This is a genomic window from Gallaecimonas pentaromativorans (assembly GCF_003751625.1).
Taxonomy (GTDB): Bacteria; Pseudomonadota; Gammaproteobacteria; order Enterobacterales; family Gallaecimonadaceae; genus Gallaecimonas; species Gallaecimonas pentaromativorans.
Window position 1 is genome coordinate 16352 of record NZ_RJUL01000014.1, and the last position, 21713, is coordinate 38064.

Annotated in this window: 18 protein-coding genes and 1 pseudogene; 7 read left to right on the forward strand and 12 right to left on the reverse strand. The window is 60.7% G+C overall.

Annotation, left to right across the window (positions count from 1 at the left end; genetic code table 11):
- Positions 1 to 123 precede the first annotated feature (123 nt).
- The 3 genes from metE to metB form a co-directional block, all read right to left on the reverse strand.
- The gene (metE, locus tag EDC28_RS19095) at positions 124 to 2394 is read right to left on the reverse strand and encodes a 5-methyltetrahydropteroyltriglutamate--homocysteine S-methyltransferase (protein ID WP_123422682.1); all 2271 of its coding nucleotides are present in this window, start codon (positions 2392 to 2394) and stop codon (positions 124 to 126) included.
- A gap of 153 nt (positions 2395 to 2547) precedes the next feature.
- Positions 2548 to 4749 carry an amino acid kinase family protein gene (locus EDC28_RS19100; protein ID WP_123422683.1) on the reverse strand — a complete coding sequence of 734 codons (2202 nt, stop codon included), beginning with the start codon at positions 4747 to 4749 and terminating at the stop codon, positions 2548 to 2550.
- Between the two features lie 7 nt (positions 4750 to 4756).
- Positions 4757 to 5914 (reverse strand): cystathionine gamma-synthase, encoded by a 1158-nt coding sequence (gene metB, locus EDC28_RS19105; RefSeq protein WP_050660175.1) that lies wholly within the window; start codon positions 5912 to 5914, stop codon positions 4757 to 4759.
- Positions 5915 to 6099: 185 nt separating this feature from the next.
- On the opposite strand from metB, the gene metJ reads away from it, so the two are divergent.
- Positions 6100 to 6420, forward strand: a complete 321-nt coding sequence (gene metJ, locus EDC28_RS19110) for a met regulon transcriptional regulator MetJ (protein ID WP_050660174.1) — start codon at positions 6100 to 6102, stop codon at positions 6418 to 6420.
- A gap of 38 nt (positions 6421 to 6458) precedes the next feature.
- On the opposite strand, the gene EDC28_RS19115 is transcribed toward metJ, so the two are convergent.
- The 3 genes and pseudogenes from EDC28_RS19115 to rpmE all read right to left on the reverse strand — a co-directional run bounded on the left by EDC28_RS19115 (position 6459) and on the right by rpmE (position 9894).
- On the reverse strand, positions 6459 to 8027 hold the full coding sequence (locus EDC28_RS19115; protein WP_123422684.1) for a S8 family serine peptidase: 1569 nt from the start codon (positions 8025 to 8027) through the stop codon (positions 6459 to 6461).
- A 288-nt stretch (positions 8028 to 8315) separates the two neighbouring features.
- A pseudogene (locus EDC28_RS19120) lies at positions 8316 to 9542 on the reverse strand (malic enzyme-like NAD(P)-binding protein); the annotation flags it as partial.
- Between the two features lie 136 nt (positions 9543 to 9678).
- Entirely contained in the window at positions 9679 to 9894 is a 216-nt protein-coding gene (gene rpmE / locus EDC28_RS19125; RefSeq protein ID WP_050660171.1) for a 50S ribosomal protein L31, read from the reverse strand.
- A gap of 103 nt (positions 9895 to 9997) precedes the next feature.
- Between rpmE and priA the strand changes: the two genes are divergently transcribed.
- The 4 genes from priA (at position 9998) to hslU (ending at position 14818) form a co-directional block, all read left to right on the forward strand.
- The gene (priA, locus tag EDC28_RS19130; RefSeq protein WP_244946616.1) at positions 9998 to 12199 is read left to right on the forward strand and encodes a primosomal protein N'; all 2202 of its coding nucleotides are present in this window, start codon (positions 9998 to 10000) and stop codon (positions 12197 to 12199) included.
- Positions 12200 to 12253: 54 nt separating this feature from the next.
- Positions 12254 to 12823: an SPOR domain-containing protein gene (locus tag EDC28_RS19135; RefSeq protein WP_050660169.1), complete on the forward strand. Its 570-nt coding sequence runs from the start codon at positions 12254 to 12256 to the stop codon at positions 12821 to 12823.
- Positions 12824 to 12958: 135 nt separating this feature from the next.
- Positions 12959 to 13480: an ATP-dependent protease subunit HslV gene (gene hslV, locus EDC28_RS19140; RefSeq protein WP_123422686.1), complete on the forward strand. Its 522-nt coding sequence runs from the start codon at positions 12959 to 12961 to the stop codon at positions 13478 to 13480.
- A 3-nt stretch (positions 13481 to 13483) separates the two neighbouring features.
- On the forward strand, positions 13484 to 14818 hold the full coding sequence (hslU, locus tag EDC28_RS19145; protein ID WP_050660167.1) for an HslU--HslV peptidase ATPase subunit: 1335 nt from the start codon (positions 13484 to 13486) through the stop codon (positions 14816 to 14818).
- Positions 14819 to 14871: 53 nt separating this feature from the next.
- Here the strand turns inward: hslU and EDC28_RS19150 are convergent, their stop codons facing one another.
- From EDC28_RS19150 to EDC28_RS19160, 3 genes are all read right to left on the reverse strand, one after another.
- Positions 14872 to 16710, reverse strand: a complete 1839-nt coding sequence (locus EDC28_RS19150; protein ID WP_123422687.1) for a methyl-accepting chemotaxis protein — start codon at positions 16708 to 16710, stop codon at positions 14872 to 14874.
- Positions 16711 to 16979: 269 nt separating this feature from the next.
- Positions 16980 to 17258, reverse strand: a complete 279-nt coding sequence (locus EDC28_RS19155) for a hypothetical protein (protein ID WP_050660165.1) — start codon at positions 17256 to 17258, stop codon at positions 16980 to 16982.
- A gap of 49 nt (positions 17259 to 17307) precedes the next feature.
- Positions 17308 to 17637 carry a MaoP family protein gene (locus tag EDC28_RS19160; protein ID WP_232338744.1) on the reverse strand — a complete coding sequence of 110 codons (330 nt, stop codon included), beginning with the start codon at positions 17635 to 17637 and terminating at the stop codon, positions 17308 to 17310.
- A 145-nt stretch (positions 17638 to 17782) separates the two neighbouring features.
- Here EDC28_RS19160 and hdfR point away from each other — a divergent pair, with 145 nt between their 5' ends.
- Positions 17783 to 18640: an HTH-type transcriptional regulator HdfR gene (hdfR, locus tag EDC28_RS19165; RefSeq protein ID WP_050660163.1), complete on the forward strand. Its 858-nt coding sequence runs from the start codon at positions 17783 to 17785 to the stop codon at positions 18638 to 18640.
- On the opposite strand, the gene EDC28_RS19170 is transcribed toward hdfR, so the two are convergent.
- The 3 genes from EDC28_RS19170 to EDC28_RS19180 all read right to left on the reverse strand — a co-directional run bounded on the left by EDC28_RS19170 (position 18604) and on the right by EDC28_RS19180 (position 20803).
- A complete protein-coding gene (locus EDC28_RS19170) occupies positions 18604 to 19668 on the reverse strand; it encodes an MJ1255/VC2487 family glycosyltransferase (RefSeq protein ID WP_123422688.1) in 1065 nt (354 codons plus the stop codon). The genes hdfR and EDC28_RS19170 overlap by 37 nt on opposite strands.
- 20 nt (positions 19669 to 19688) lie before the next feature.
- The gene (locus EDC28_RS19175) at positions 19689 to 20201 is read right to left on the reverse strand and encodes a phosphatase PAP2 family protein (RefSeq protein WP_244946617.1); all 513 of its coding nucleotides are present in this window, start codon (positions 20199 to 20201) and stop codon (positions 19689 to 19691) included.
- Between the two features lie 74 nt (positions 20202 to 20275).
- On the reverse strand, positions 20276 to 20803 hold the full coding sequence (locus EDC28_RS19180) for a lipid-binding SYLF domain-containing protein (protein ID WP_123422689.1): 528 nt from the start codon (positions 20801 to 20803) through the stop codon (positions 20276 to 20278).
- 195 nt (positions 20804 to 20998) lie between these two features.
- On the opposite strand from EDC28_RS19180, the gene rraA reads away from it, so the two are divergent.
- Positions 20999 to 21484, forward strand: coding sequence for a ribonuclease E activity regulator RraA (gene rraA / locus EDC28_RS19185; protein WP_050660197.1), 486 nt, complete (start codon positions 20999 to 21001; stop codon positions 21482 to 21484).
- The last annotated feature ends 229 nt before the right edge of the window (positions 21485 to 21713 follow it).

The window sequence follows — 21713 nt, forward strand, 5'->3', positions numbered from 1 at the left end:
TTAGACGTTTAGATGGCTAAAGCAAGCGCAAATTACAAAAAGCGCTAAAAAAGTCGCCAATCACCACTGCCACGTCACGAAAAAGCCCGCCAAAAAGCGGGCTTTACCAAGGGAGCGCTCACCTCAGGCGGCTTGCTCGCGCAGCTGCTTGGCGGCGTCCACCATGTTTTTAAGGGCCGGGCGCACCTCTTCCCAGCGGCGGGTCTTGAGGCCGCAATCGGGGTTCACCCAGATCCGCTCGGCCGGAATATAGGCCTCGGCGCGCTGGATAAGCTTGGCCATCTCGTCCACCGACGGAATGCGGGGGCTGTGGATGTCATACACGCCAGGGCCAATCTCGTTGGGGTAGGCGTATTCGCGGAACACATCCAGCAGTTCGTTGGCACTGCGGGAAGTCTCGATGGTGATCACGTCTGCATCCAGGGCGGCAATGGCATCGATGATGGCGTTGAACTCCGAATAGCACATGTGGGTGTGGATTTGGGTGTCGTCCGCCACCCCAGCCGCCGACAGGCGAAACGCCTCGACGGCCCAGTCAAAATAGGCGCTTTGCTCGGCCAATTTCAGCGGCAGCAGCTCGCGAAAGGCCGGCTCGTCGATTTGGATAACCTTGATACCCGCTTGCTCCAAGTCCACCACTTCGTCGCGCAGGGCCAGGGCAATTTGCTGGGCGATGGTTTTGAGCTCGATATCGTCGCGGGGGAAGGACCAACCAAGGATGGTCACCGGGCCGGTGAGCATGCCTTTGACCGGCTTGTGGGTCAGGGTCTGGGCAAAGGCGGCCCACTCTACCGTCATGGCTTGGGCGCGGCTGACATCCCCAAAGATGATGGGCGGCTTGACGCAGCGGGAGCCATAGCTTTGCACCCAGCCAAAGCGGGTGAAGGCAAAGCCGTCGAGCAGCTCACCGAAGTACTCCACCATGTCGTTACGCTCGGCTTCACCGTGCACCAGCACGTCCAAGCCCAGGGCTTCTTGCTCGCGAATAACCGCTTCAATCTCCTTGGAGATGGCCTCGCGGTATTGCGGCTCACTCAGGCGCCCGGCCCGCCAGTCGCGGCGCAGGCCACGGATGGTGGGGGTCTGCGGGAAAGAACCGATGGTGGTGGTGGGGTAGGCAGGCAATTTGAGGTATTCGCGCTGCTTGGCGATACGGTCACTAAAGGCGCTGTGGCGCTGGCTGTCATTACCGGTAATGGCGGCAACCCGCTTGGCCACGGTGTCGCTGTGGATGCGCTTGGAAGACTTACGGGCGGCAGCGGCGGCGTCGGAAGCGGCCAGGGCTTCGCCGATGGCGCCCTCCCCTTCGTTAAGGGCCTTGGCAATGAGCTGCACTTCTTCGACTTTTTGCACCCCGAAGGCCAGCCAGGATTTGAGTTCGTCATCCAACTGGTCTTCCTGAGCAAGATCAACGGGGCAGTGCAGCAAGGAACAGCTTGGCGCCACCCACAGCTGGTTGCCACGGCGCTCGCCAATGGCCTTGAGGCTGCCAATGGCGGCGCGAAGGTCGGTGCGCCAGACGTTACGGCCATTGACTATCCCCACCGACAGCACTTTGTCCGCCGGCCAGGCATTGTCCACCACCGCCAGTTGGGCACGGCCGGCCACGGCGTCGATATGCAGGCCCGCCACCGGCAGGCTGGTGGCCAGGGCCAGGTTATTGCCAAGGGTGCCAAAGTAGGTAGCCAGCAGGATTTTCACCGGCGCTTCGCTCAGGGCCTGGTAGGCGGTTTGCAGCGCTTGTTGCCAGTCGTTTGAGATGTCGGTGACCAGCAGCGGCTCGTCAATCTGTACCCACTCGATACCTTCGCCAGCCAGTTTATCCAGCCACTGGCTGTAGGCGCTGATGAGCTTGGGCAGGTGGCTAAGGCGCTGGTCAGCCCCTTCGCGCTGCTTGGACAGGTACAGGAAAGTCACAGGCCCCACCAGCACCGGCTTGACCTTGTGGCCAGCAGCGCGGGCTTCGCGGATTTGCGCCAACTGCTCGTCGACATTGAGGCTGAATTGCTGGTCGTCGGCCAGCTCCGGCACCAGGTAGTGGTAGTTGGTGTTGAACCACTTGGTCATTTCCAGGGCCGGTACGTCCTGGCCACCGGGCGCGCGGCCACGGGCCTGGCGAAAATAGGTGGTGATGGCTGGCTCGTCGGCCTTGAAACGCTCGGGCACGGCGCCCAGGCGCACCGCGGTGTCCAGCACATGGTCATAGAGGGTGAAGTCGCCGGCCGGGACAAAGTCCAGGCCTTGCTGCACACCCCAGTTGTAGTGGCGTACCTGGGCGGCGAGATCGCGCAGCTCGCCTTCGCTGCTGTCACCGGCCCAGTAGGCTTCGAGGGCAAACTTGAGTTCGCGGCGGCGGCCGACGCGGGGAAAACCGAGAGAGTGGGTAAGAGCCATGATTGTCTTCCTTGGATTTTTGGATGTTTAGATCTATAGATGTTTAGCCGTCTAAATGGCCATAATAGAGATCTTTTTCTGAAGATCAAGGCGATCGCTGAAAAAGCCCATAAAAAAACCCGCCAAAAGGCGGGTTTTATCAATCACTTATATTCAGGCAAGCCAGGAAAGCAGCTGGATCACGTCCGATTGCACTCCAGCGGCGGTGACATGGGGGCCGGCACCGGGGCCGCGGATAATGAGCGGGTTCTCCCGGTAATAGCGGCTCTGGATGGCGAAAATGTTGTCACCGGCGGTGAGGTTGGCAAAGGGATGAGTGGCATCCAGGGTCTCTAGGCCGACGGTGGCACGAAAGCCGTCTTCTTCCTGGCGCAGGTTACCCACGTAGCGCAGCAGCTTACCTTTGGCCTTGGCCTGGTTAAGGGCGGCCAAGAGCGGCTGGTCCAGCTCATCGAGGCGAGCGAAGAACTCGTCACGGCTGATGTTACGCAGGTGCTCTGGCACCAGGTTGTCGATGTGGATGTTATCCAGCTCCAGGCGCCAACCGGCTTCGCGGGCCAAAATCAGCAGCTTGCGGGCCGCGTCCAGGCCGTTGAGGTCGTCACGCGGGTCGGGCTCGGTAAAGCCCTTGGCATGGGCTTCTTTGACCAATTGTGAGAACGGCTTGGTGCCGTCGAAATTCTGGAACAGCCAGCACAGGGTGCCGGAGAACACCCCGCCAACCCCTTCGAGATCGTCGCCGCAGCCTAGGAGGTCGCGAATGGCAGCCTGTACCGGCAAACCGGCACCGACCGTGGTGTTGTAGAACCAGCGCCGCCCGCTTTGGCGAAGGGTCACGTGCAGGCGGTCGTATTCACCCAGAGGCGCGGAGCCGGCCTGCTTGTTGGCGCTGACCAGATGCACTCCGGCGTTGAGGAATTTGGGGTACTGGTCGGCCACCGCCTTGGAAGCGGTGAGATCCAGCAGCAACAAGTGAGCAAAGGGCGCCTTTTTAAAGGCCTCCAGCAGGTCACCTTCAAAGCGCGGCTCGCCGCCTTTGGCAAACTCGTTCCGCCAGTTGGCCGGCTTGATGCCGTTAAGGGAGAACAGCTGCTTTTTGGAGTTGGCCAGCCCATAGAGGCGCAGACGGTCTTTGAGGCGCGGGGCAAAGCCGTCCAGCCAGCAGCCGCCGATATTCCCTACTCCCAGCACCACCACGCCCACGGCAAAGAGTTGGTCGTGCAGGCGGGCCAGCAGCGATTTGGCCGGCAATTCCCGCACAAAGGCGATAAGTGACAGCCCTTCCGGGCCCTTGGCCTGATGCACCAGGCCCCCTTGCTGGGCCACGTTGGCCAAAGCCTGGCCAGCCGGGCTTTGCCAATCAAGGCCCTGGCCCACCAGAGCCAGCAGGGTCAGCTTCTCGGCCTGCTCGCCAAAGGCGAAGGGCAGGTAGAGGATGGCGCCGCCCTCTTCCTCGGCATAGGCCTGGGCGCGAATGTCGCTGCTGGCCTCTGCGGCGTGGCAACGGTACACATCGCCCCGCCAGGTGAGGCTGGCCAGGTTCTTGTTGGCACGCTCGGTACTGATGCGGGTGCCGCCTTCGTCGGGGGCGAAGGTGCAGCGGATGATGAGCTGTTGGCGGGTGAGATCAAGCGGCCCCAGAGTGCGAGGGTGCAGCACCGGCGAGCCGAGGCGGGCCAGCTCGGTGGCCACCTTACCGGCCAGGTGATTTTGGGTGTAAGCCCCTTCCAATTTGCGGGGGTCGGCGGTGTAGATACCGGAGACGTCGGTCCAGATGGTCACCGAGGCCGCTTCTAAAAAGCTTGCCACCAAGGTGGCGCTGTAATCGGAGCCGTTACGGCCCAAGGTACGGGTTTCACCTTGAGCATCGGCGCCAATAAAGCCGGTAACGATGGTTAGCTCGTCGCTGGCAATGGCCTGCAGGCGCTCGCGGCTTTGGGGCTGAACCTGGCCGTCTGCAATCACCAGAAAATCACGGGCATCCAGGAAACGGGCATCCAGCAGCGCCGCCAGCAGACGGGCCGACCAAATCTCCCCAAAGGACACCAACCAGTCGCTGTTGGTGATGCCGTCGGTCAGGGCCTGCTCGATGGCGTTGATATCGGCGCTCAAGGCGGCCGAGAGCTGGGCCACTTTATCGACCCCTTCAATGCCCTTGAACAGGGCCTGTTGCTGGGCCTTGAGGGCCGGCAGGGAGTCGAGAGTCAGGGCCAGCAGATGATCGGTGGTATCGCCGGAAGCAGACACCACTACCACATCGCCCTTTTGACAATGACGGCGCACCAGCGCCGCCACTTTGAGGTAACAATCGGCATCAGCCAGGCTGGAGCCACCGAACTTATGAATGTGTCGCATACCGCTGTTAACCTTCTTTAAGGGCAGGCCAGGCCTGGGCCAGGTCGTCAATCAGATCGTCGGCATCTTCAATGCCCACGGAAAAGCGCAGCAAACCGTCGTTAAGGCCGGCTTCCCTGCGGGCTTCGGCGGTCATGGCCGCATGGGTCATGGTGGCAGGCACCGCCACCAGGCTCTCTACCCCGCCCAAGGACTCGGCCAGGCTGAACAGTTTGAGCCGTGAAACAAAGTTGCCCAGGGTGTCGAGGCTGACATTGAGCTCGATGCTGAACATGGCGCCAAAGCTCTTTTGCTGGCGTTTGGCCAGCTCATGGCCGGGGTGGCTGGCAAGGCCCGGGTAGTGCACCACCGACACCTCCGGTTTTTGCGCCAGCCAGGCGGTGAGCTTTTGGGCATTTTCTTCGTGAATGCGAAACCGCGCCGCCAGGGTGCGGATGCCGCGCAGAGTCAGGTAAGAATCAAAGGCTGAGCCGGTTACGCCGATGCAGTTGGCCCACCAGGCCAGCTCGTCGCCCAGGGCCTTGTCTTTGGCCACCAAAGCGCCCCCCACCACATCGGAGTGGCCGTTGATGTACTTGGTGGTGGAGTGCAGCACCAAATCGGCGCCCAACGCCAAGGGGCTTTGGCCGATGGGCGACAAGAAGGTGTTGTCAACCAGCACCCGCGCGCCCACGGCGTGGGACGCTTCGCAAATGGCGGCTACGTCCACCACCCGCAGCAGCGGGTTGGAGGGGGTTTCCACCCACACCAGCTTGGGCTTTTTGGCCAGGGCATCGGCCAGGGCTTTAGGGTCGGCCTGGTCGATGGTAATGAGGTTAAAGGCACCCTTTTTGGCCCAGGCGTTGAACAGGCGCCAGGAGCCGCCGTAACAGTCGTGGGGCACCACCAGGGTGTCGCCCGCCGACAACAGTTGCAAAGCGGTGGTCACAGCACCCATGCCGGTGGCGGTCACCACCGCCCGGGCGCCACCTTCGAGCTTGCAAATGGCGTCTGCCAGCAGGTCGCGGCTGGGGTTGTTGGAGCGGCTGTAGTCGTAGCTACCGGGGGTGCGAAAATCCTCGAAGGTGTAGTTGGTGGAGAGATACAGCGGCGGCACCACCGAGTTGTGCTGCTGGTCAGACTCCAGGCCTGAACGAACGGCAGTGGTGCTTTGGCGAATACTCATCCGGGTTACCTCGAGGTGTTCTGAATTGGGGTGCTGAGCGGTGAATGGGGGCTCACCGTGACCATAGGGTAGCCGTTTGCATTTCTGGGCGTCAAGATGTTTAGACGTCCAAAATGGCCGAGATTGACTGTCCCCACCAAGGGGGTACAATTTGCGCAATAAAATAAAAGGTCTAAGGCACTCACATGGCTCAATGGAACGGCGACTACATCAGCCCCTACGCCGAGCACGGCAAGAAAAACGAACAGGTTAAAAAGATCACCGTCTCCATCCCGCTGAAGGTTCTGAAAATTCTCACCGACGAGCGTACCCGTCGCCAGGTTAACAACCTGCGCCACGCCACCAACTCGGAGTTGCTGTGTGAAGCCTTCCTGCACGCCTTTACCGGCCAGCCGCTGCCCGGTGACGAAGACCTGCGCAAAGACCGCCCGGACGATATTCCCGAGAGTGCCAAACAGATAATGAAAGAACTGGGCCTGGAAATACCGGACCTTTACGAAGAATAAAAAAACGCGGCCAACAGGCCGCGTTTTTCATTCCCGCCTCAGTAACTCCAAGACAGGGTCACCCCGGAATAACTGCTATAGGCCCGCACCCCCAGGTACCAGGTACCGGCGCTGGGGTTGCTGATGGTGCAGGTCTCGTTGTTGCCGTTGAGATAGGGGCGGCAACTCCAGCTGCTGGTGGTGGGCTGGGCACCAAAGCGGGTGTAGAGATCGGCATCACCGCTGCCGCCGCTGATGGTCACGGTCAGGGTGCTGGTCCCGGAGGGGATGCTCACGCTTTGGTAGTTCCAGTTGCCGGTGGAGGCCGACAGGTTGGAGACGCTGCCGCCATTGCCGCCGCCCGGAGGGGTAGTGCCGCCGCTACAACCGTTGGCGGTGAGGTAATCGTGGGCGGCCTTGGCCTTGACGATACCGTAGCCGTAGTAGTTGTCACGGCCGCTGGCGCCTTGGTCTTGGGCGGTAGCGTCCAGGGCCGAGCGGATCTGGGCGGCGGTACATTGGGTGTGCAGGCTCCACACCAGCGCCGCGACCCCTGACACATGGGGCGTGGCCATGGAGGTGCCGGAGTAGTAGGCATAGCCGTCACCGGGGACGGTGGACAACACGTTAACCCCGGGGGCGGCTATCTCCACCTGGCTGTTGTACTGGGAGAAGGACGCCCAGCTGCCGCTGCTGTTTACCGCCGCCACCGACATCACGCTGTTGTACGAGGCCGGGTAAGAGAAGCTGGCGTTGCCGTCGTTACCGGCGGCCGCGACGATCAGCACCCCGTCGCTGTAGGCGCTGTCCATGGCGTTACGTTCAGCGGTGGAGGAGTCGGGCCCGCCCAGGCTCATGCTAATCACGTCAGCCCCGGCGTTTTCACACTGGGAAATGGCGCCCACCAGATCCGAGCCGTACGCCCAGTTGCCGCTGTTGTTGAACACCTTGACGATATGCAGGCCGATATTGCCCGAGCCGCTTACCCCCACCACGCCAATACCGTTGTTGCCGATGGCGGTAATGGTGCCCGCTACGTGGGTGCCGTGGCCGTAGCCGTCTTGGTACCAATTGCCGGTGTCGTAACCGCCGTAGCTGTCGTTACCGGTGATGCCGGAGCTTGGCAAGTCTTCATGGCCCAGGTCGTACCCGGTGTCGATGATGCACACCTTGCGGTTGGCAATGGCGCTGTCAGACACCTGATTAGCCTGCACCAGCGAGATGCCATAAGGCTGGGATTCGGCCATCAGGTAGCGCTTAGGGTCCACCTCCACGTATTCCACCGAGGGGTCTTTTTTCAGCAGCGCCAGCTGTTTGGGGTTAAGCTCGGCCACGCTCAGGCCAGCCTTTTTAAGGTGCATGATGGCCTTGGCGTCGGCCTTGGCCAGCACCTTGTCGGCCGCCTGGATATCAAAGGCGCCCTGGGCCATGGGGCCGCTTACCGCCGCCAGGGCCGGATCTTTGCTCAGGGCATTGGGCGCCTTGTATTTGATGATGTAGCGGGTATCGGTAGCCACCGGTTTGAGGCTGAGATCGCCCCCGGACAGGGAAGCGGCCACCGCACTGCCGAGGGTGGAAAGTACCAACAAGGTTGTGGCGGAGGTCGCCATCAGCGTCCTTTTCTTCATGGTTGTCCTCTCTGAACTGTTTTAGTGATGGCCCGAGCGGGCAAACCAAAACTAGCCAAGGCATGGCAGCCAAGACGTCAAAACCATGACACTGAAGGGTGTTTTTCAACCAGTTGACAACTTGCAAAAATCATGTTGCCGAGCGCCACAGAGCATCGACAACACCTAATTGATCAATAACTTATTGAGAGGGCGGTAACACGACGGCCAGGGCCTTCGATGGCCTCGGGCAAACAGCGGATAAAGAAAAAGGGCCTAGGCCCTTTTTCCGAGTTACAGCATGTAGTCGTCCGGCAGGGGGATCTGGGCAACGCCGCTGTCCACCGCCGCCTGGGCCACGGCCCGGGCGACCCGAGGCAACAGCCGCGGATCCATAGGCTTGGGAATGATGTACTGGCGGCCAAAGCTCAGGCTATCAACGCCGGCAGCGCTCAGCACCTGGGCCGGTACCGCTTCCTTGGTGAGACTGCGGATGGCTTCCACGGCCGCCACTTTCATTTCGTCGTTGATGGCGGTGGCCCGCACGTCCAGCGCGCCCCTGAAGATAAAGGGGAAGCACAGTACGTTGTTGACCTGGTTGGGGTAGTCGGAGCGACCGGTGGCCATGATCAGATCATCACGGGTGCGGTGAGCCAGCTCGGGTTTGATCTCCGGGTCCGGGTTGGAGCAAGCAAACACCACCGGGTTGTCGGCCATCAGGCGCAGGGCATCGGCAGGCAATACGTCGGGGCCGGAAACCCCCACAAAAACGTCGGCGCCTTCAATCACGTCTTCGAGGGTGCGCTTGTCGGTGTTGTTGGCGAACTGGCGCTTGTACTCGTTGAGATCGTCACGGCGGGTGTGGATAACCCCTTTGCGGTCCAGCATGTAGATATTTTCGCGCTGGGCGCCGCAGGTGATCAGCAGCTCCATGCAGGCCACGGCGGCCGCGCCGGCGCCCATGCACACCACCTTGGCGGTGGCGATGTCCTTGCCTTGGATCTCCAGGGCGTTGAGCATGCCGGCGGCGGTAACGATGGCGGTGCCGTGCTGGTCGTCGTGGAACACCGGTACCGAGCAGCGCTCCTTGAGGGCCTGCTCAATCTCGAAACACTCGGGGGCCTTGATGTCTTCAAGGTTGATGCCGCCGAAGGTGTCGGCAATGGCCGCCACGGTGTTGATGAATTCTTCGGTGGTGCGGTGTTTGACTTCGATGTCGATGGCATCGAGGTTGGCGAAGCGTTTAAACAGCAGCGCCTTGCCTTCCATCACCGGCTTGGAGGCCAGCGGCCCCAGGTTGCCCAGGCCAAGAATGGCGGTGCCGTTGGAGATAACCGCCACCAGGTTGCCCTTGGCAGTGTACTTGTAGGCGTTATCCGGGTCGGCGGCGATTTCCCGCACCGGCTCGGCCACACCGGGAGAATAGGCCAGGGCCAGATCTTGGGCGGTATCGGCGGCGGTGGTCAGGGCAATGGCGATTTTGCCGGGGGTGGGCTCGGCATGGTACTTGAGTGCTTTTTCGCGAAAGTCAGACATAGTGCGGCAACTTTTGTAGGGTAGGGGTATAGGTCTTTGGTATTAGGCTTTGTGAAGTGTCGCACGTTTTCAAGGGTTCAAATATCCGACCACAAAAAAAGGCGCCCGAAGGCGCCTTTTTTCAGTAAGGGGCTGCTTATTTTTTGCCGCCCAGTACTGCGAAACGCTTGTTGAACTTGTCAACACGGCCACCGGTGTTCACTTCTTTCTGCTTACCGGTGTAGAAAGGGTGGCAAGCACCGCAAACGTCCAGGTTGATGTCTTTACCAAGGGTGGACTTGGTTTTGATCACGTTACCGCAGGTGCAGGTAGCGGTAATTTCAACGTACTTAGGATGGATACCGTCTTTCATGGGGATTCCCTCAGTGGGCCGTGTCGCCATCTGGTCCAGTGCCAGACACCACACGATTGTGTTAACGTTCAAAAATTCGAAGGCGCGCATCATAGCGGATCAGTTGTTCAATAATCAATCCCCCCCTCCGGTTATCCGTGTTTTCCTGGCCACCCCCTTGCGGCGCGGCTTCGATTACCTGTGCCCGCCAGAACTGAAACCGGTGCCGGGAATGCGGGTCTGGGTGCCCTTTGGCAAGGGCCGGCGCATCGGTATTGTCGGCGAATGCGATGTCAGCCCCCAGGTGAGTCTGGACAAATTAAAGCCCATTGAAGCGGTGCTGGACAGCGCGCCCATTCTACCGCCGGCCCTTAACAAGCTGGTGCGCTGGGCCGCCGATTACTACCTGCACAGCCCAGGGGACGCCTGGCAGCAAGCCCTGCCGGTGCTGCTGCGCCAAGGCGCCCCAGCCAGCGGCGACGAGCTGTTCTGGCAACTGGTGCCAGGTGCCGATACCAGCGTCCTTGCCAAAAACGCCAGTAAACAGCTGGCGGCGGTGGCTCAGCTGCAAAGCGGCGAGCTGTCCGACAACGAGCTTGGCGAGCTGCCTTTTGACCGCGCCACCCTTCGCACCCTGCAAGACAAAGGCCTGGTACAAAGCGAGCAGCGGCGCCAGCAGGGCACGCCCTTTTGGGAAAACCCGCTGCTGGTAAACCCCGGCCCCCGCCCCAACAGCGAGCAGGCGGTGGCCATTACCGCCATCAACGCCGCCAAAGGCTTTGCGCCCTTTTTATTGGAAGGGGTAACCGGCTCGGGCAAGACCGAGGTTTATCTCAGCGCCATGAGCGAAACCCTCAAGGCCGGTAAGCAGGTGCTGGTGCTGGTGCCGGAGATCAGCCTCACCCCACAGACCCTGCGCCGCTTTCAAAAACGCTTTGAAGTGCCCATGGCGCTGCTGCACTCGGGGCTCACCGACAACGAGCGGCTCAAGGTGTGGCGCCAGGCCAGGGATGGGGAACTGGGCATTGTCATCGGTACCCGCAGCGCCGTGTTCACCCCCCTGGCAAGGCCGGGCCTTATCATCGTCGATGAAGAACACGACGCCTCCTTTAAGCAGCAGGAAGGTTTTCGCTACCACGGCCGCGATCTGGCGGTGGTACGGGCGCAACTTGAGAAAGTGCCGCTGGTGCTGGGCTCGGCCACCCCGGCCCTGGAGAGCCTCGCCAATTGCGAAGCCGGTAAATACCAAAAGCTGGTATTAAACGAGCGGGCCGGTAACGCCAGCCAGGTGCGCTTTGACCTTATCGACATCAAGCATCAACCGCTCACCGCCGGGCTGTCACCGCCGGTGCTGGCCGCCATCAAGGCCCACCTTGGCCGGGGCGAGCAGGTGCTGGTGTTTTTGAACCGCCGCGGCTTTGCCCCCACCCTTTTGTGCCACGAATGCGGCTGGATAGCCGACTGCCACCGCTGCAGCGCCTACCCCACTGTGCATAAAGGCAGGCAACGGCTAATTTGCCACCACTGCGGCTCTGACCGGCCCCTGCCCCACCAGTGCCACAGCTGCGGCTCCAGCCAGTTGGTGGGGGTGGGCCTCGGTACCGAGCAGTTGGAAAACGAACTGTCGGCGCTGTTCCCAGGCTACAAGGCGGTGCGTATCGACCGTGACGCCACCCGCCGCAAGGGCAGCCTGGAATCGGCCCTGACCGGCATCCGCCAGGGCCAGTATCAACTCTTGATAGGCACCCAGATGCTGGCCAAGGGCCACCACTTTCCCGATGTTACCCTGGTGGTGCTGCTGGATGTAGACGGCGCGCTTTATTCATCAGATTTTCGCGCCGCCGAGCGGCTGGCCCAGTTGGTGGTACAGGTGGCGGGCCGGGCCGGGCGCGCCGACAAACCCGGGCGCCTGCTGCTGCAAAGCCACCACCCCGAGCACCCGCTACTGAGCCAACTGCTTACCAACGGCTATGGCGCCTTTGCCGCCAATGCCCTGATTGAGCGCCGCCAAACCCTGCTGCCGCCGTTCAGTGCCCAGGCGCTGTTTCGTAGCGACGCCCTCAAGGCCGAAGACGCCCAAAGCCTCCTTGACGCCATAGGCCAGCGCCTGCAACAGTGCGCTCCCGAAGGCGGCTGGGTGCTGGGGCCGCTGCCGGCGCCATTGGAGCGGCGTGCCGGCAAGTTTCGTTTTCAGCTCTGGGTTCAGTACCAGGACAAGAAAGGTTTGCGTCAATGGCTGGCGCCATTGTTGGCCAACCTCGAAGAAGACCCGCCTCACCGCCGGGCAAACTGGACCCTGGACCTGGACCCTATCGACAGTGCTTGATTTCCAAGGCCCCCTTGTCCAGCATAAGCCGACCATTTAAGAGCCCCCTTAGCGATGGCCCGTAAAGATTACGTACGCAACGCGGCCCCCAAGCGCCGCAGCAGCAACCCAAAGAGCGCCCCGCCGCGCCGTACTCCCTGGATAGCCATAGCGGTTTTTGCCGTCTGTGCCCTGGGCTTTATCTATTTTCTGGTGAGCCTGGCCAAGCGCCCGGCAACCCCAGCTGCGGCCAACCCGCCGGCCAAGGTAGAGGTCAAGGCCACGCCGGTGCCGGTTGACGCCAAACCGGCCACCAAGCCCAAAGAAACCTTGCCAGCGCCGCCCAAGGAAGAATGGCGCTACGTCGAAACCTTGAAAAACAAGGAAGTGGAAGTCGACGTGCCGGACCGGCCAAAAGACGACAAGCCTTACCAGATGCAGTGCGGTTCCTTTAAGGTCTACGACCAGGCCGAAACCCAAAAAGCCAAACTCGCCTTTGTGGGCCTGGAAGCCCAGGTGCGCAAGACCGGCGACTGGTACCGGGTGATCCTCGGTCCCTACCCCGGTAAACGGGCTGCCCAGAACCAGCAGCACAAGGCCGAGAAGGCCGGTTTCCCGCACTGCGCCATCTGGCCCTGGCGTTAAGCACCCGGCCCCGTTCCGGCACAACCTGAACGGGGCTATCTAATCTTTGAGCAGCCCTTGAAAAGGCCGCGCCCTGCCCCCAGTTTGCAACTCATGTCCAATGGCGCCTGCTGCGCCCTTGTCTCAGGAGATCCCATGACCACAATCGTATCCGTTCGCCGCAACGGCCAGGTCGCCCTTGGCGGCGATGGCCAGGTTTCCCTTGGCAATACGGTCATGAAGGGCAATGCCCGTAAAGTGCATCGTCTTCATAACGGCCAGGTGCTGGCCGGTTTTGCCGGCGGTACCGCCGATGCCTTCACCCTGTTGGAACGTTTCGAGTCCAAGCTCCAGGCCCACCAAGGCAACCTGGAGCGCGCCGCCGTGGCCCTGGCCAAGGACTGGCGTACCGACCGCGCCCTGCGTCGCCTTGAGGCAATGCTGGCGGTGGCGGACAAAGAGAAGTCTTTCATCATTACCGGTAACGGTGACGTGGTGCAGCCCGAACAGGACATCATCGCCATCGGCTCCGGCGGTAACTACGCCCAGGCCGCCGCCAAGGCGCTTTTGAACAACACCGAACTTGACGCCCGCGACGTCGTCGAGAAAAGCCTGACCATCGCCGGCGAGATCTGCGTGTTCACCAACACCAACCAAACTATCGAAGTCCTGGAGTAAAGCATGTCATCCATGACCCCCCGCGAGATTGTTCACGAGCTTGACCGCCACATCATCGGCCAGGCCGGTGCCAAACGCTCCGTGGCCATTGCCCTGCGTAACCGCTGGCGCCGCATGCAGCTCGACGAAGCGCTGCGCCATGAAGTGACCCCCAAGAACATCCTGATGATCGGCCCCACCGGGGTTGGTAAAACCGAAATTGCCCGCCGCCTGGCGCGCCTGGCCAACGCCCCCTTTATCAAGGTGGAAGCCACCAAGTTCACCGAGGTGGGCTATGTGGGCAAGGAAGTGGAGCAGATCATCCGAGATCTAGCCGACGTGGCCATGAAGATGACCCGCGAGCAGGAAATGAAGAAGGTGCGCACTCGCGCCGAAGAAGCGGCCGAAGAGCGCATCCTCGACGCCCTGCTGCCCCGCGCCAAGAACCAGTGGGGCGAGGCCGAGAAAAGCGACTCGGACAACCACACCCGCCAGGTGTTTCGCAAGAAGCTCCGCGAGGGCAGCCTGGACGACAAAGAGATCGACATCGACTTGGCCGCACCGCAAATGGAGATGCAGATCATGGCACCTCCCGGCATGGAAGAGATGACCAACCAGCTCCAGTCGATGTTCCAAAACCTCGGTGGCGGCCAGACCAAGCAGAGCAAGAAGCTCAAGGTCAAAGACGCCCTGAAACTGGCCATCGACGAAGAAGCAGCCAAGCTCCTAAACCCCGAAGAGGTCAAGGAAAAGGCCCTGGCAGCGGTGGAGAACAACGGCATCGTCTTCTTGGATGAAATCGACAAGATCTGCAAGCGCGGCGACACTTCCGGCCCCGACGTGTCCCGCGAAGGCGTGCAGCGCGACCTGCTGCCGCTGGTGGAAGGCAGCACCGTCAACACCAAGCACGGTATGGTCAAAACCGACCACATCCTGTTTATTGCCTCCGGCGCTTTCCAGATGGCCAAGCCGTCCGACCTCATTCCCGAGCTGCAGGGCCGCCTGCCGATCCGGGTTGAGCTGGACGCCCTGACCGCCGAAGACTTTGTGCGTATCCTCACCGAGCCCAAAGCCAGCCTCACCGAGCAATACCAGGCGCTGATGGCCACCGAGGGCGTGAACCTCGAGTTCACCGAAGACGGTATCCACAAGTTGGCTGAAGCGGCCTGGCAGGTCAACGAGCGCACCGAGAACATCGGCGCGAGGCGCCTGCACACCGTGATGGAGCGGCTGATGGAAGAAATCAGCTTCGACGCCGCCGACCACGACGGCCAGACCGTCACCATCGATGAAGCCTACGTGCAAGCGCATCTGGGTAAATTGGTGGAAGACGAAGACTTGTCACGCTTTATCCTCTAAGCGCGGCGCACAAAAAAGGCCACCTGTCGGTGGCCTTTTTTATTGGGCGTAATTCAGACCTTAAAGCGGCTGATAACAGCGGCCAGCTCTTCGGCCTGCTCGGCCACGTGGGCCGAGGTTTCGGCGTTGCCATGGGAGGCGGCGGCGGTTTGCTCGGCCACATCGCGGATCACCACCACGTTGCGATTCACTTCGCTCGACACCTGGCTTTGCTCCTCGATGGCGGCGGCGATTTGGGTGTTCATGTCGAGGATACCGTTCACACCCTGAGTGATCTGTGTCAACAGCCCACCGGCTTTTTGGGTTTCGGCGGCACTTTCCAGACCTTCGCTACGACACTCTTCCATCAGGGTAACGATGGACTGGGTCTTTTGCTGCAGGCCTTTGATGATGCCGTCAATTTCCTCGGTGGAGGTTTGGGTGCGCATGGCCAGGGTGCGCACTTCATCAGCCACCACCGCAAAGCCTCGGCCATGGTCGCCGGCCCGGGCCGCCTCGATGGCGGCGTTCAGGGCCAGCAGGTTGGTCTGCTCGGCAATGCCACGAATCACATCCAGCACCGAGCCAATGGTATTGGAGCTTTGCACCAGCTCATCCACCGCCACGGTGGAGCTTTCCAGTTGACTAGCCAGTTGCTCGATGCGGCCGATGGCGTTTTGCAGCTGGCGCTGGCCTTGCTGAGCGTTGTCGTTGGTTTCTTGCGCCTTGGTAGCAGCCATCTCGGTGTTGCGGGCAATTTCCTCAATGGTGGACCCCATTTCGGTGATGGCAGTGGCCACCAGATCGGTTTGGGTCAGCTGCTCTTTTGAGCCCGCCGAGGTTTCTTCGGCATTGGCCGAAAGCTCAGAGGTGGCGCGGCTTAAGTACTCCACCGCCTGCTTACTTTGGCGCACCAGCTCGCGCACGCCGTCCATCATGGCGTTGAAGTGGCCGCCCATCTGGGTCAGCTCGTCTTTGCCATCCTGGTTGAGGCTCAGGGTCAAATCACAGTCGGCGGCAATGCGCTGCATGGTGCTGATACTGTCGCTGAGCTGGCGATTGAGTTGGCGCACGATCAGCACTGCCAGCACGATAAGGGCAAGAGCGATAAAGAGGCAGAACGCCAGCAATTTCCAAAGGGTGCTGGCCTGGGCCTGGTCGATAACCTTATCCAGCTGCTTGCTGATCTGGTCAAACTGCTCCTCGGTGGCCTGCACTTGGCTGCGAAGCTCGCCGGTGAGGCCATCGTTAGGCGTCAGGCCAATCACCTTCTGGCCATCTACCAGGGCCAAAAAATCATGCTGGTATTTGGCCATGGCCTGGCGGGTCTGGTCGTTATCCAGCAGGGTATTGAGCTTGGCAAAGTCGGCGTTGAACTGGTCAACGTACTTGCTGTTAAGACGCAACATGAAGTCCTTTTCATGGCGGCGCAGCTGCAGGATGCCGGCCAACTGGTCGTCTCGGCCACTGGCCCGGACCTGGGCCTCGGCGTCATGCACGGCGTCACGCAAGCTGCCATAGAGGCCAGATTCCGGGGTCAGGCCCACAGTGCGGTACTGGTCCACCAGGCGGTTGAACAAAGCCTCGTAGTTGCCGATGTCCTTTTCCAACTGGCTCAGGGAGGTGTCGTTGACGCCGTCGCTGTTCAGCAGCTTGGCCAGGCGCTGGGTCGCGTCGGTAAAGTCACGAGCTTCGCTGGCAAAGGCTTGGGCGTACTTCTCGTCGAGCCGCATCAGGAAGTCTTTTTCATGGCGGCGCAGCAGCAGCATCTTGTTGTTGAGGGTCTGGTTGAGCAGCTTGGCCCGGTTAAGGCTGTCGATACCCTGCCAAGACCACCACACGCCCAGCACCAGCAGTGCCAAAGCGCCAACGGCCAACCCGGCCAGACCATAAAGTTTGTGTTTGATGAGCATAGTGCCTCGCCTGTGGAAAAGAAGACGGAGCCATCCCTGAGCGTTGACGCTGAATTTCCAGCCTAGTCAGCCCTTATGCCGTTATCGGCACAAAGTGCGAACAGTAAGATGAATTTTTTATTACAACGTTAAGAGTGTGAGGAAAGACAGGCTGGTAATGCATAAGCGGCGCCTCGCAAGTTGTACCGTCCCTGGAGGCTGATGATGACCGGCGTGGCAGCGCGGGGCTGTCACGGCGGCAAACGACAATGTTAACTTTATGTAACTACTTAGCCATTGTCACGTTCGTTGACAATGGCCTGGTCGGTGATGAGGTTGTAGAGGTGGTAGAGCTGGCCGGCCAGCTCGTTAAGCTCGGGGTGCTGGTGGATGAGGTCTTTTTCTTCCTCGGCCACGCTGATGGCGTCTTTCAAAAAGCGCAGGTCGTAGTCATCGAGGCGCGAGCCGTCTTCGACCTTTTCCTTAAGCTTGAGCAAGCGGGGAATGTGGTGGTCATTGAGCTGTTCCAGCAGGGCCAGTACCACGCCGTTGCTCTGTTCCTTATTCACAGCTACTTCTCCGTATCAATGAAAAAGGGCGCCATCGGCGCCCCTTTGATCACTCGTCCGAGCTATCGCTCGTGTCGTAATCACTGCTCGCCCCTCGGGCGGGAGCGTCGCAAATGGTGTAGATATGGCGACGCTGGGTGATACGGTTAAGGTACTTCATCCAGACCTTTTCTTCTACGCTGGTGGCAGGCACTTCGCCGCGGCATACGCTGATAAAGCGCTGCTCTTCAGCGGTCATGGGTTCCCGTTGGCTGCTGGCCAAAAGGTGCATACCCATACCTTTATCGGTGAGCAGGTTGGCTTCGGTGATGGTAAAGTCGCCGCTGCGCTGGAAGCCGCGCGGGTAGTTCAGATCATCAAAAAATTTCTTGCCAGACATAAAGCTGTTCATTACACCTGTCCCCATAGTTCGGTAAAGCGTACGGCCGGGTAGGCTTACGCGGCGGAGTATGGATAACCCGTCAATAGGGGTAAAATGAAAAATATTTATCGCCACCAGAAAAGATACTTAACGAGACTGTGATTTGGATACCGAGCTGCTGAAAACCTTTCTGGAGGTTCATCGCTGTCGCCATTTCGGCAAGGCCGCCGAGAACCTTTACCTGACCCAATCGGCGGTCAGCTTTCGCATCCGCCAGCTGGAGAGCCAGCTGGGGGTATCGTTGTTCACCCGTCATCGCAACAATATCCAGCTCACCGGCGCCGGCGAGCGGCTGCTGCCCCACGCCGAGGCCATGCTGCTGTCCTGGCAGCGGGCCAAGCAGGATATTGCCCTGGCCAGCCACCAGTCGGTGCAGCTGGCCATCAGCGCCAGCACCAATGTCTGGGACCCTTTCTTGCAGCGGCGCCTGCCGCTTATCTACCGAAGTCTCGGCCAAATCGCCTTGCGGGCCGACACGGCGCCTGCCGACGTGATGGTGCGCTCGCTCCTCGAGCGTCGGCTTGACCTGGCGCTGCTGTTCGACCCGCCCAAAGTGGAGGAGCTACAGGTGCGGGAAGTGGGCAGCCTGCGCCTGCAGCTGGTGTCCAGCAAAGCCGGCCAAGACCTGCACGGCGCCCTTAACGGCCCTTATGTGAAGGTGGACTGGGGTACCCAGTTCAGCATCCAGCACGGCAAGCTGCTCAAGGAGCAGGCGCCGCCGATACTGCATACCGGCATTGGCCGCATCGCCCTGGATTTTATCCTCGACCACGGCGGCAGCGCCTACCTGCCCCTGGGGCTGACCCAAGACGCCGTTGCCGAGGGCCAGTTGTTCCAGGTAGCCGGGGCGCCGGAGATCCACCGCGAACTGTACGCGGCTTACCTCAAAGACGCCGACCGCCTGGGCCTGGTGGAGCACCTTTGTCAGCTGTTGTTGACCCCAGCCGAGAGCTTGCAGTAACTGGGAAAGGCCACCTGCCGCCACAATCCTTGGCACAGTTGCTCACTGTCGTTGAGGTTCCCGGCCAGCAGCCAGTCCACCAAGCTGCCGGCCACCTCCGGATAGGACACCGGCTGCGCCGCCGGCAGCTCAAGCCAGGCGTCCAGCTCCGCCGCCGACAGCTCATACATCACCGAAGCCAGCCCCAATTGCCGCAAGGTCAGCACGTTGGAGAGCTGCTCGAACTGGCCGTGTAGCGGCTTTAACAGCAGCTTCTTGCCGATGCGCAGCGCCTCTGACGGCAGCTCAAAGCCGCCGTTAGCTATCACCCCCATGGCATCGGCCAAGTCCTGGTGAAAGGCGCCACGCGACGGCGGCCGCAGGTGAATATGGCCGCGATCCTCGAAGGTTGCCTTGGGGTGGTAGCAGTAGAACTCTACATCCGGGAAGGGTTCAAGCAGCGCCTGCACTTCTTCTATGGACTCAAAAGGCAGGTACACCAGCACCTTGTTATGGCGCGGCGCCTTTTGCTGGCTGGGGTTTTCAATGATGGGCGGCAGCAGGTTCTTGCCAAAGTGGTACCAATGCACCCCCAGCTCAATATTGACCGGCGCAAAGTGGCGAATCAGCAGCCTGGAGCTGAGGTTCTCGCCGTCCTTGGGCACCGGCTGCAAAAAGGAGGCCTGGTGGCTAAGGCCCACGCTCGGCACCTTGGCAAGCTTGGCGGCCCAGGCGGTGATGGGCTCGAAATCGTTGATCACCAAGTCGTAATCGCGCACCGGCAGGCTCTTGATGTCGCGCCACAGCTCTCCCAGCCGGCTTTGACTGAGGGTTTTGAGGAGCTTGACCCCACCGCGCTCGGTGACAAAGGTCAGGCCGCGGCGGGTTTGGTAGTCGCCAAAGGGTTCCATATCGAAGTATTCACTGGCATCCCGTCCGGAGAAGAGGAAGTCCACCTGGACATCCCGTTTGGCCAGCTCTTCGGCCATGACTCGCGCCCGGGTAATGTGGCCATTACCGGTTCCCTGCACACCATAAAGAATGCGCATCAAGACTCCTTTGGGTTGACTCAGAAAAGGACGATGCAGGTGACGCAGCTCCCTAACGCGGCGCCAGCCAGAATATCGGAAGGAAAGTGCACCCCAAGCAGCACCCGTGACAGCCCCACCAACATGGCCCAGGGCAGCAGCAGCAGGCCAACGAGGCCGAAGTGGCCAATGGCCATGGAAGCCATCACAAAGGCGGCGGCGGTATGGCCGGAGGGCAGGCTGAACTGGTCAGAAGGCTTGATAAAGGCCTGTACCCCTTGCAGGGCAACCACAGGGCGGGGGCGACGAAAGCCGTGCTTGAGCAGCACATAAAGGGGAAGCTCGATGGCAAAAGCGTACAGCAGGTCCAGCACGTAGGCCTGCAACGACGGCCATTGGCTCATCCAAAACGCCAGGGCGATAAGGCCATACAGGGGGCCGTCACCGGTTCTGGAGATCCAGCGGGCCATGCCGGCCCATTGCCGCCACTGAGGGTGAGCCTGGCTTCTGCGGAAAAGCTGATGGTCTAATGCGGTGAATAGGGTCATGCGCATAGTGAACCTCCCTCTTTAGACGCAAAGATAGAAGTCCACAATGACAGTGCCGTGACCGGCCCTTGACGAATTTGTTAATGAATCGCCCGGTAGGTGAACACCTGGCCGGCCAGAGCCGCTTCGTACATCAGGCCGCCCTGGGCCATGGTAAACACCGACACCCCGTTCTCGTAATCCACATTGGTGCCAGCGCCGGCATCCAGGGCCACCGCCGAGGCCTGGGCGCCAAACTCCAACTCGCCCTTGGTAAAGCGTTTGAAGGCATCGGCGGTTTTGAAGAACACGATTTGGCTGTAGGTCTGGCCGCCTATCTGAAAGCCTAAGGTCAGCTGCTTGAGGCGGCTGGTGCCCACCAGCTTGCGGTTCACAAACACCAGGCCCTCGCCGTAGGCGCCGCCGAGGATAAGGCCACCTTTGGCCACTTTGGGAAACACCGCATAGCCATGGGCGCGGTTGAAGAAGGCTTTGAGGCCGGGGTCGGTTTGCAGGAACTCTTTAATAGTGACGGCGGTTTCAGATTCTAGCCGCTGGGTGTCGGCGCAGTTGCCCTTCGGCACGAAACCGAAGGAAAAACACAGCACAATCAACGGCCAAAGTCGCATGCCAGGCTCCAGAGAAATGAAAGGCGGCTATTGTACCGAGATGAACGGGCAAAGCGACGCCGGTGAGCCAAGGGTAATGACCGCTGGTTGAACCAAGGCTGATCGCACCCCGGCTCAACAGGTGATTTGTTGTTTGCCCAGGCCCCGCCTTTGGCGCTAACCTTTAGGCACCCCGGCCCAGCTCAGGATTTTGCCATGGAATACAACACCTCTGCCCTTTGCGACACCTACATCGACATGGTGGACGTGGTTGAACCCATCTTCGCTAACTACGGTGGCCGCAGCTCCTTTGGCGGCAAGGTCAGCACCGTTAAATGCTTCGAAGACAACGCCCTTATTCGCGAGATGCTCGAAGAGCCGGGCGAAGGCCGGGTGCTGCTGGTAGACGGCGGCGGTTCTTTGCGCCGGGCCCTGATTGACGCCGACATTGCCGAGCTGGCCATGCGCAACAACTGGGAAGGGTTGGTGATCAACGGCGCGGTGCGGGAAGTGGACACCCTCGAAGAGCTGGAACTGGGGATCTGCGCCCTGGCCGCCATCCCGGTGGGTGCCGAAGACAAAGGCGTCGGCGAGACCGAAGTACCGGTTAACTTTGCCGGGGTAACCTTCCTGCCGGAAGACTGGCTCTACGCCGACTCCACCGGCATTATCCTCTCCCCCGAGCAGCTCGATTTGGTGTAACAGCCTTGCTGATGAAAAAGCCGCCCCAAGGGCTAATGCTGATCAGTTAAGACCGATCGCTTGACTGATCCTCCAGTGATGAAAAAATCCGACATCTCCTTGGTGTCGGATTTTTTATGCGTCTTCAAACCGCGTTGTCCTCCGCTTTTGCCTTCAGCAACGAGTACCGCTCTCTCGAGCAGTTTTCCGCCCTTCTCGACCCGGCCGTGCTCGAACAAGCCTTTGCCAG

Excerpts from the sequence above, each read along its gene's own strand:
- metE (WP_123422682.1), bottom strand. The coding sequence starts at position 2,394 with ATGGCTCTTACCCACTCTCTCGGTTTTCCCCGCGTCGGCCGCCGCCGC.
- hslU (WP_050660167.1), top strand. The coding sequence starts at position 13,484 with ATGTCATCCATGACCCCCCGCGAGATTGTTCACGAGCTTGACCGCCAC.
- EDC28_RS19100 (WP_123422683.1), bottom strand. The coding sequence starts at position 4,749 with ATGCGACACATTCATAAGTTCGGTGGCTCCAGCCTGGCTGATGCCGAT.
- metB (WP_050660175.1), bottom strand. The coding sequence starts at position 5,914 with ATGAGTATTCGCCAAAGCACCACTGCCGTTCGTTCAGGCCTGGAGTCT.
- EDC28_RS19175 (WP_244946617.1), bottom strand. The coding sequence starts at position 20,201 with ATGCGCATGACCCTATTCACCGCATTAGACCATCAGCTTTTCCGCAGA.
- metJ (WP_050660174.1), top strand. The coding sequence starts at position 6,100 with ATGGCTCAATGGAACGGCGACTACATCAGCCCCTACGCCGAGCACGGC.
- EDC28_RS19180 (WP_123422689.1), bottom strand. The coding sequence starts at position 20,803 with ATGCGACTTTGGCCGTTGATTGTGCTGTGTTTTTCCTTCGGTTTCGTG.
- EDC28_RS19160 (WP_232338744.1), bottom strand. The coding sequence starts at position 17,637 with ATGTCTGGCAAGAAATTTTTTGATGATCTGAACTACCCGCGCGGCTTC.
- rpmE (WP_050660171.1), bottom strand. The coding sequence starts at position 9,894 with ATGAAAGACGGTATCCATCCTAAGTACGTTGAAATTACCGCTACCTGC.
- rraA (WP_050660197.1), top strand. The coding sequence starts at position 20,999 with ATGGAATACAACACCTCTGCCCTTTGCGACACCTACATCGACATGGTG.
- EDC28_RS19170 (WP_123422688.1), bottom strand. The coding sequence starts at position 19,668 with ATGCGCATTCTTTATGGTGTGCAGGGAACCGGTAATGGCCACATTACC.
- EDC28_RS19115 (WP_123422684.1), bottom strand. The coding sequence starts at position 8,027 with ATGAAGAAAAGGACGCTGATGGCGACCTCCGCCACAACCTTGTTGGTA.
- EDC28_RS19150 (WP_123422687.1), bottom strand. The coding sequence starts at position 16,710 with ATGCTCATCAAACACAAACTTTATGGTCTGGCCGGGTTGGCCGTTGGC.
- hslV (WP_123422686.1), top strand. The coding sequence starts at position 12,959 with ATGACCACAATCGTATCCGTTCGCCGCAACGGCCAGGTCGCCCTTGGC.
- EDC28_RS19135 (WP_050660169.1), top strand. The coding sequence starts at position 12,254 with ATGGCCCGTAAAGATTACGTACGCAACGCGGCCCCCAAGCGCCGCAGC.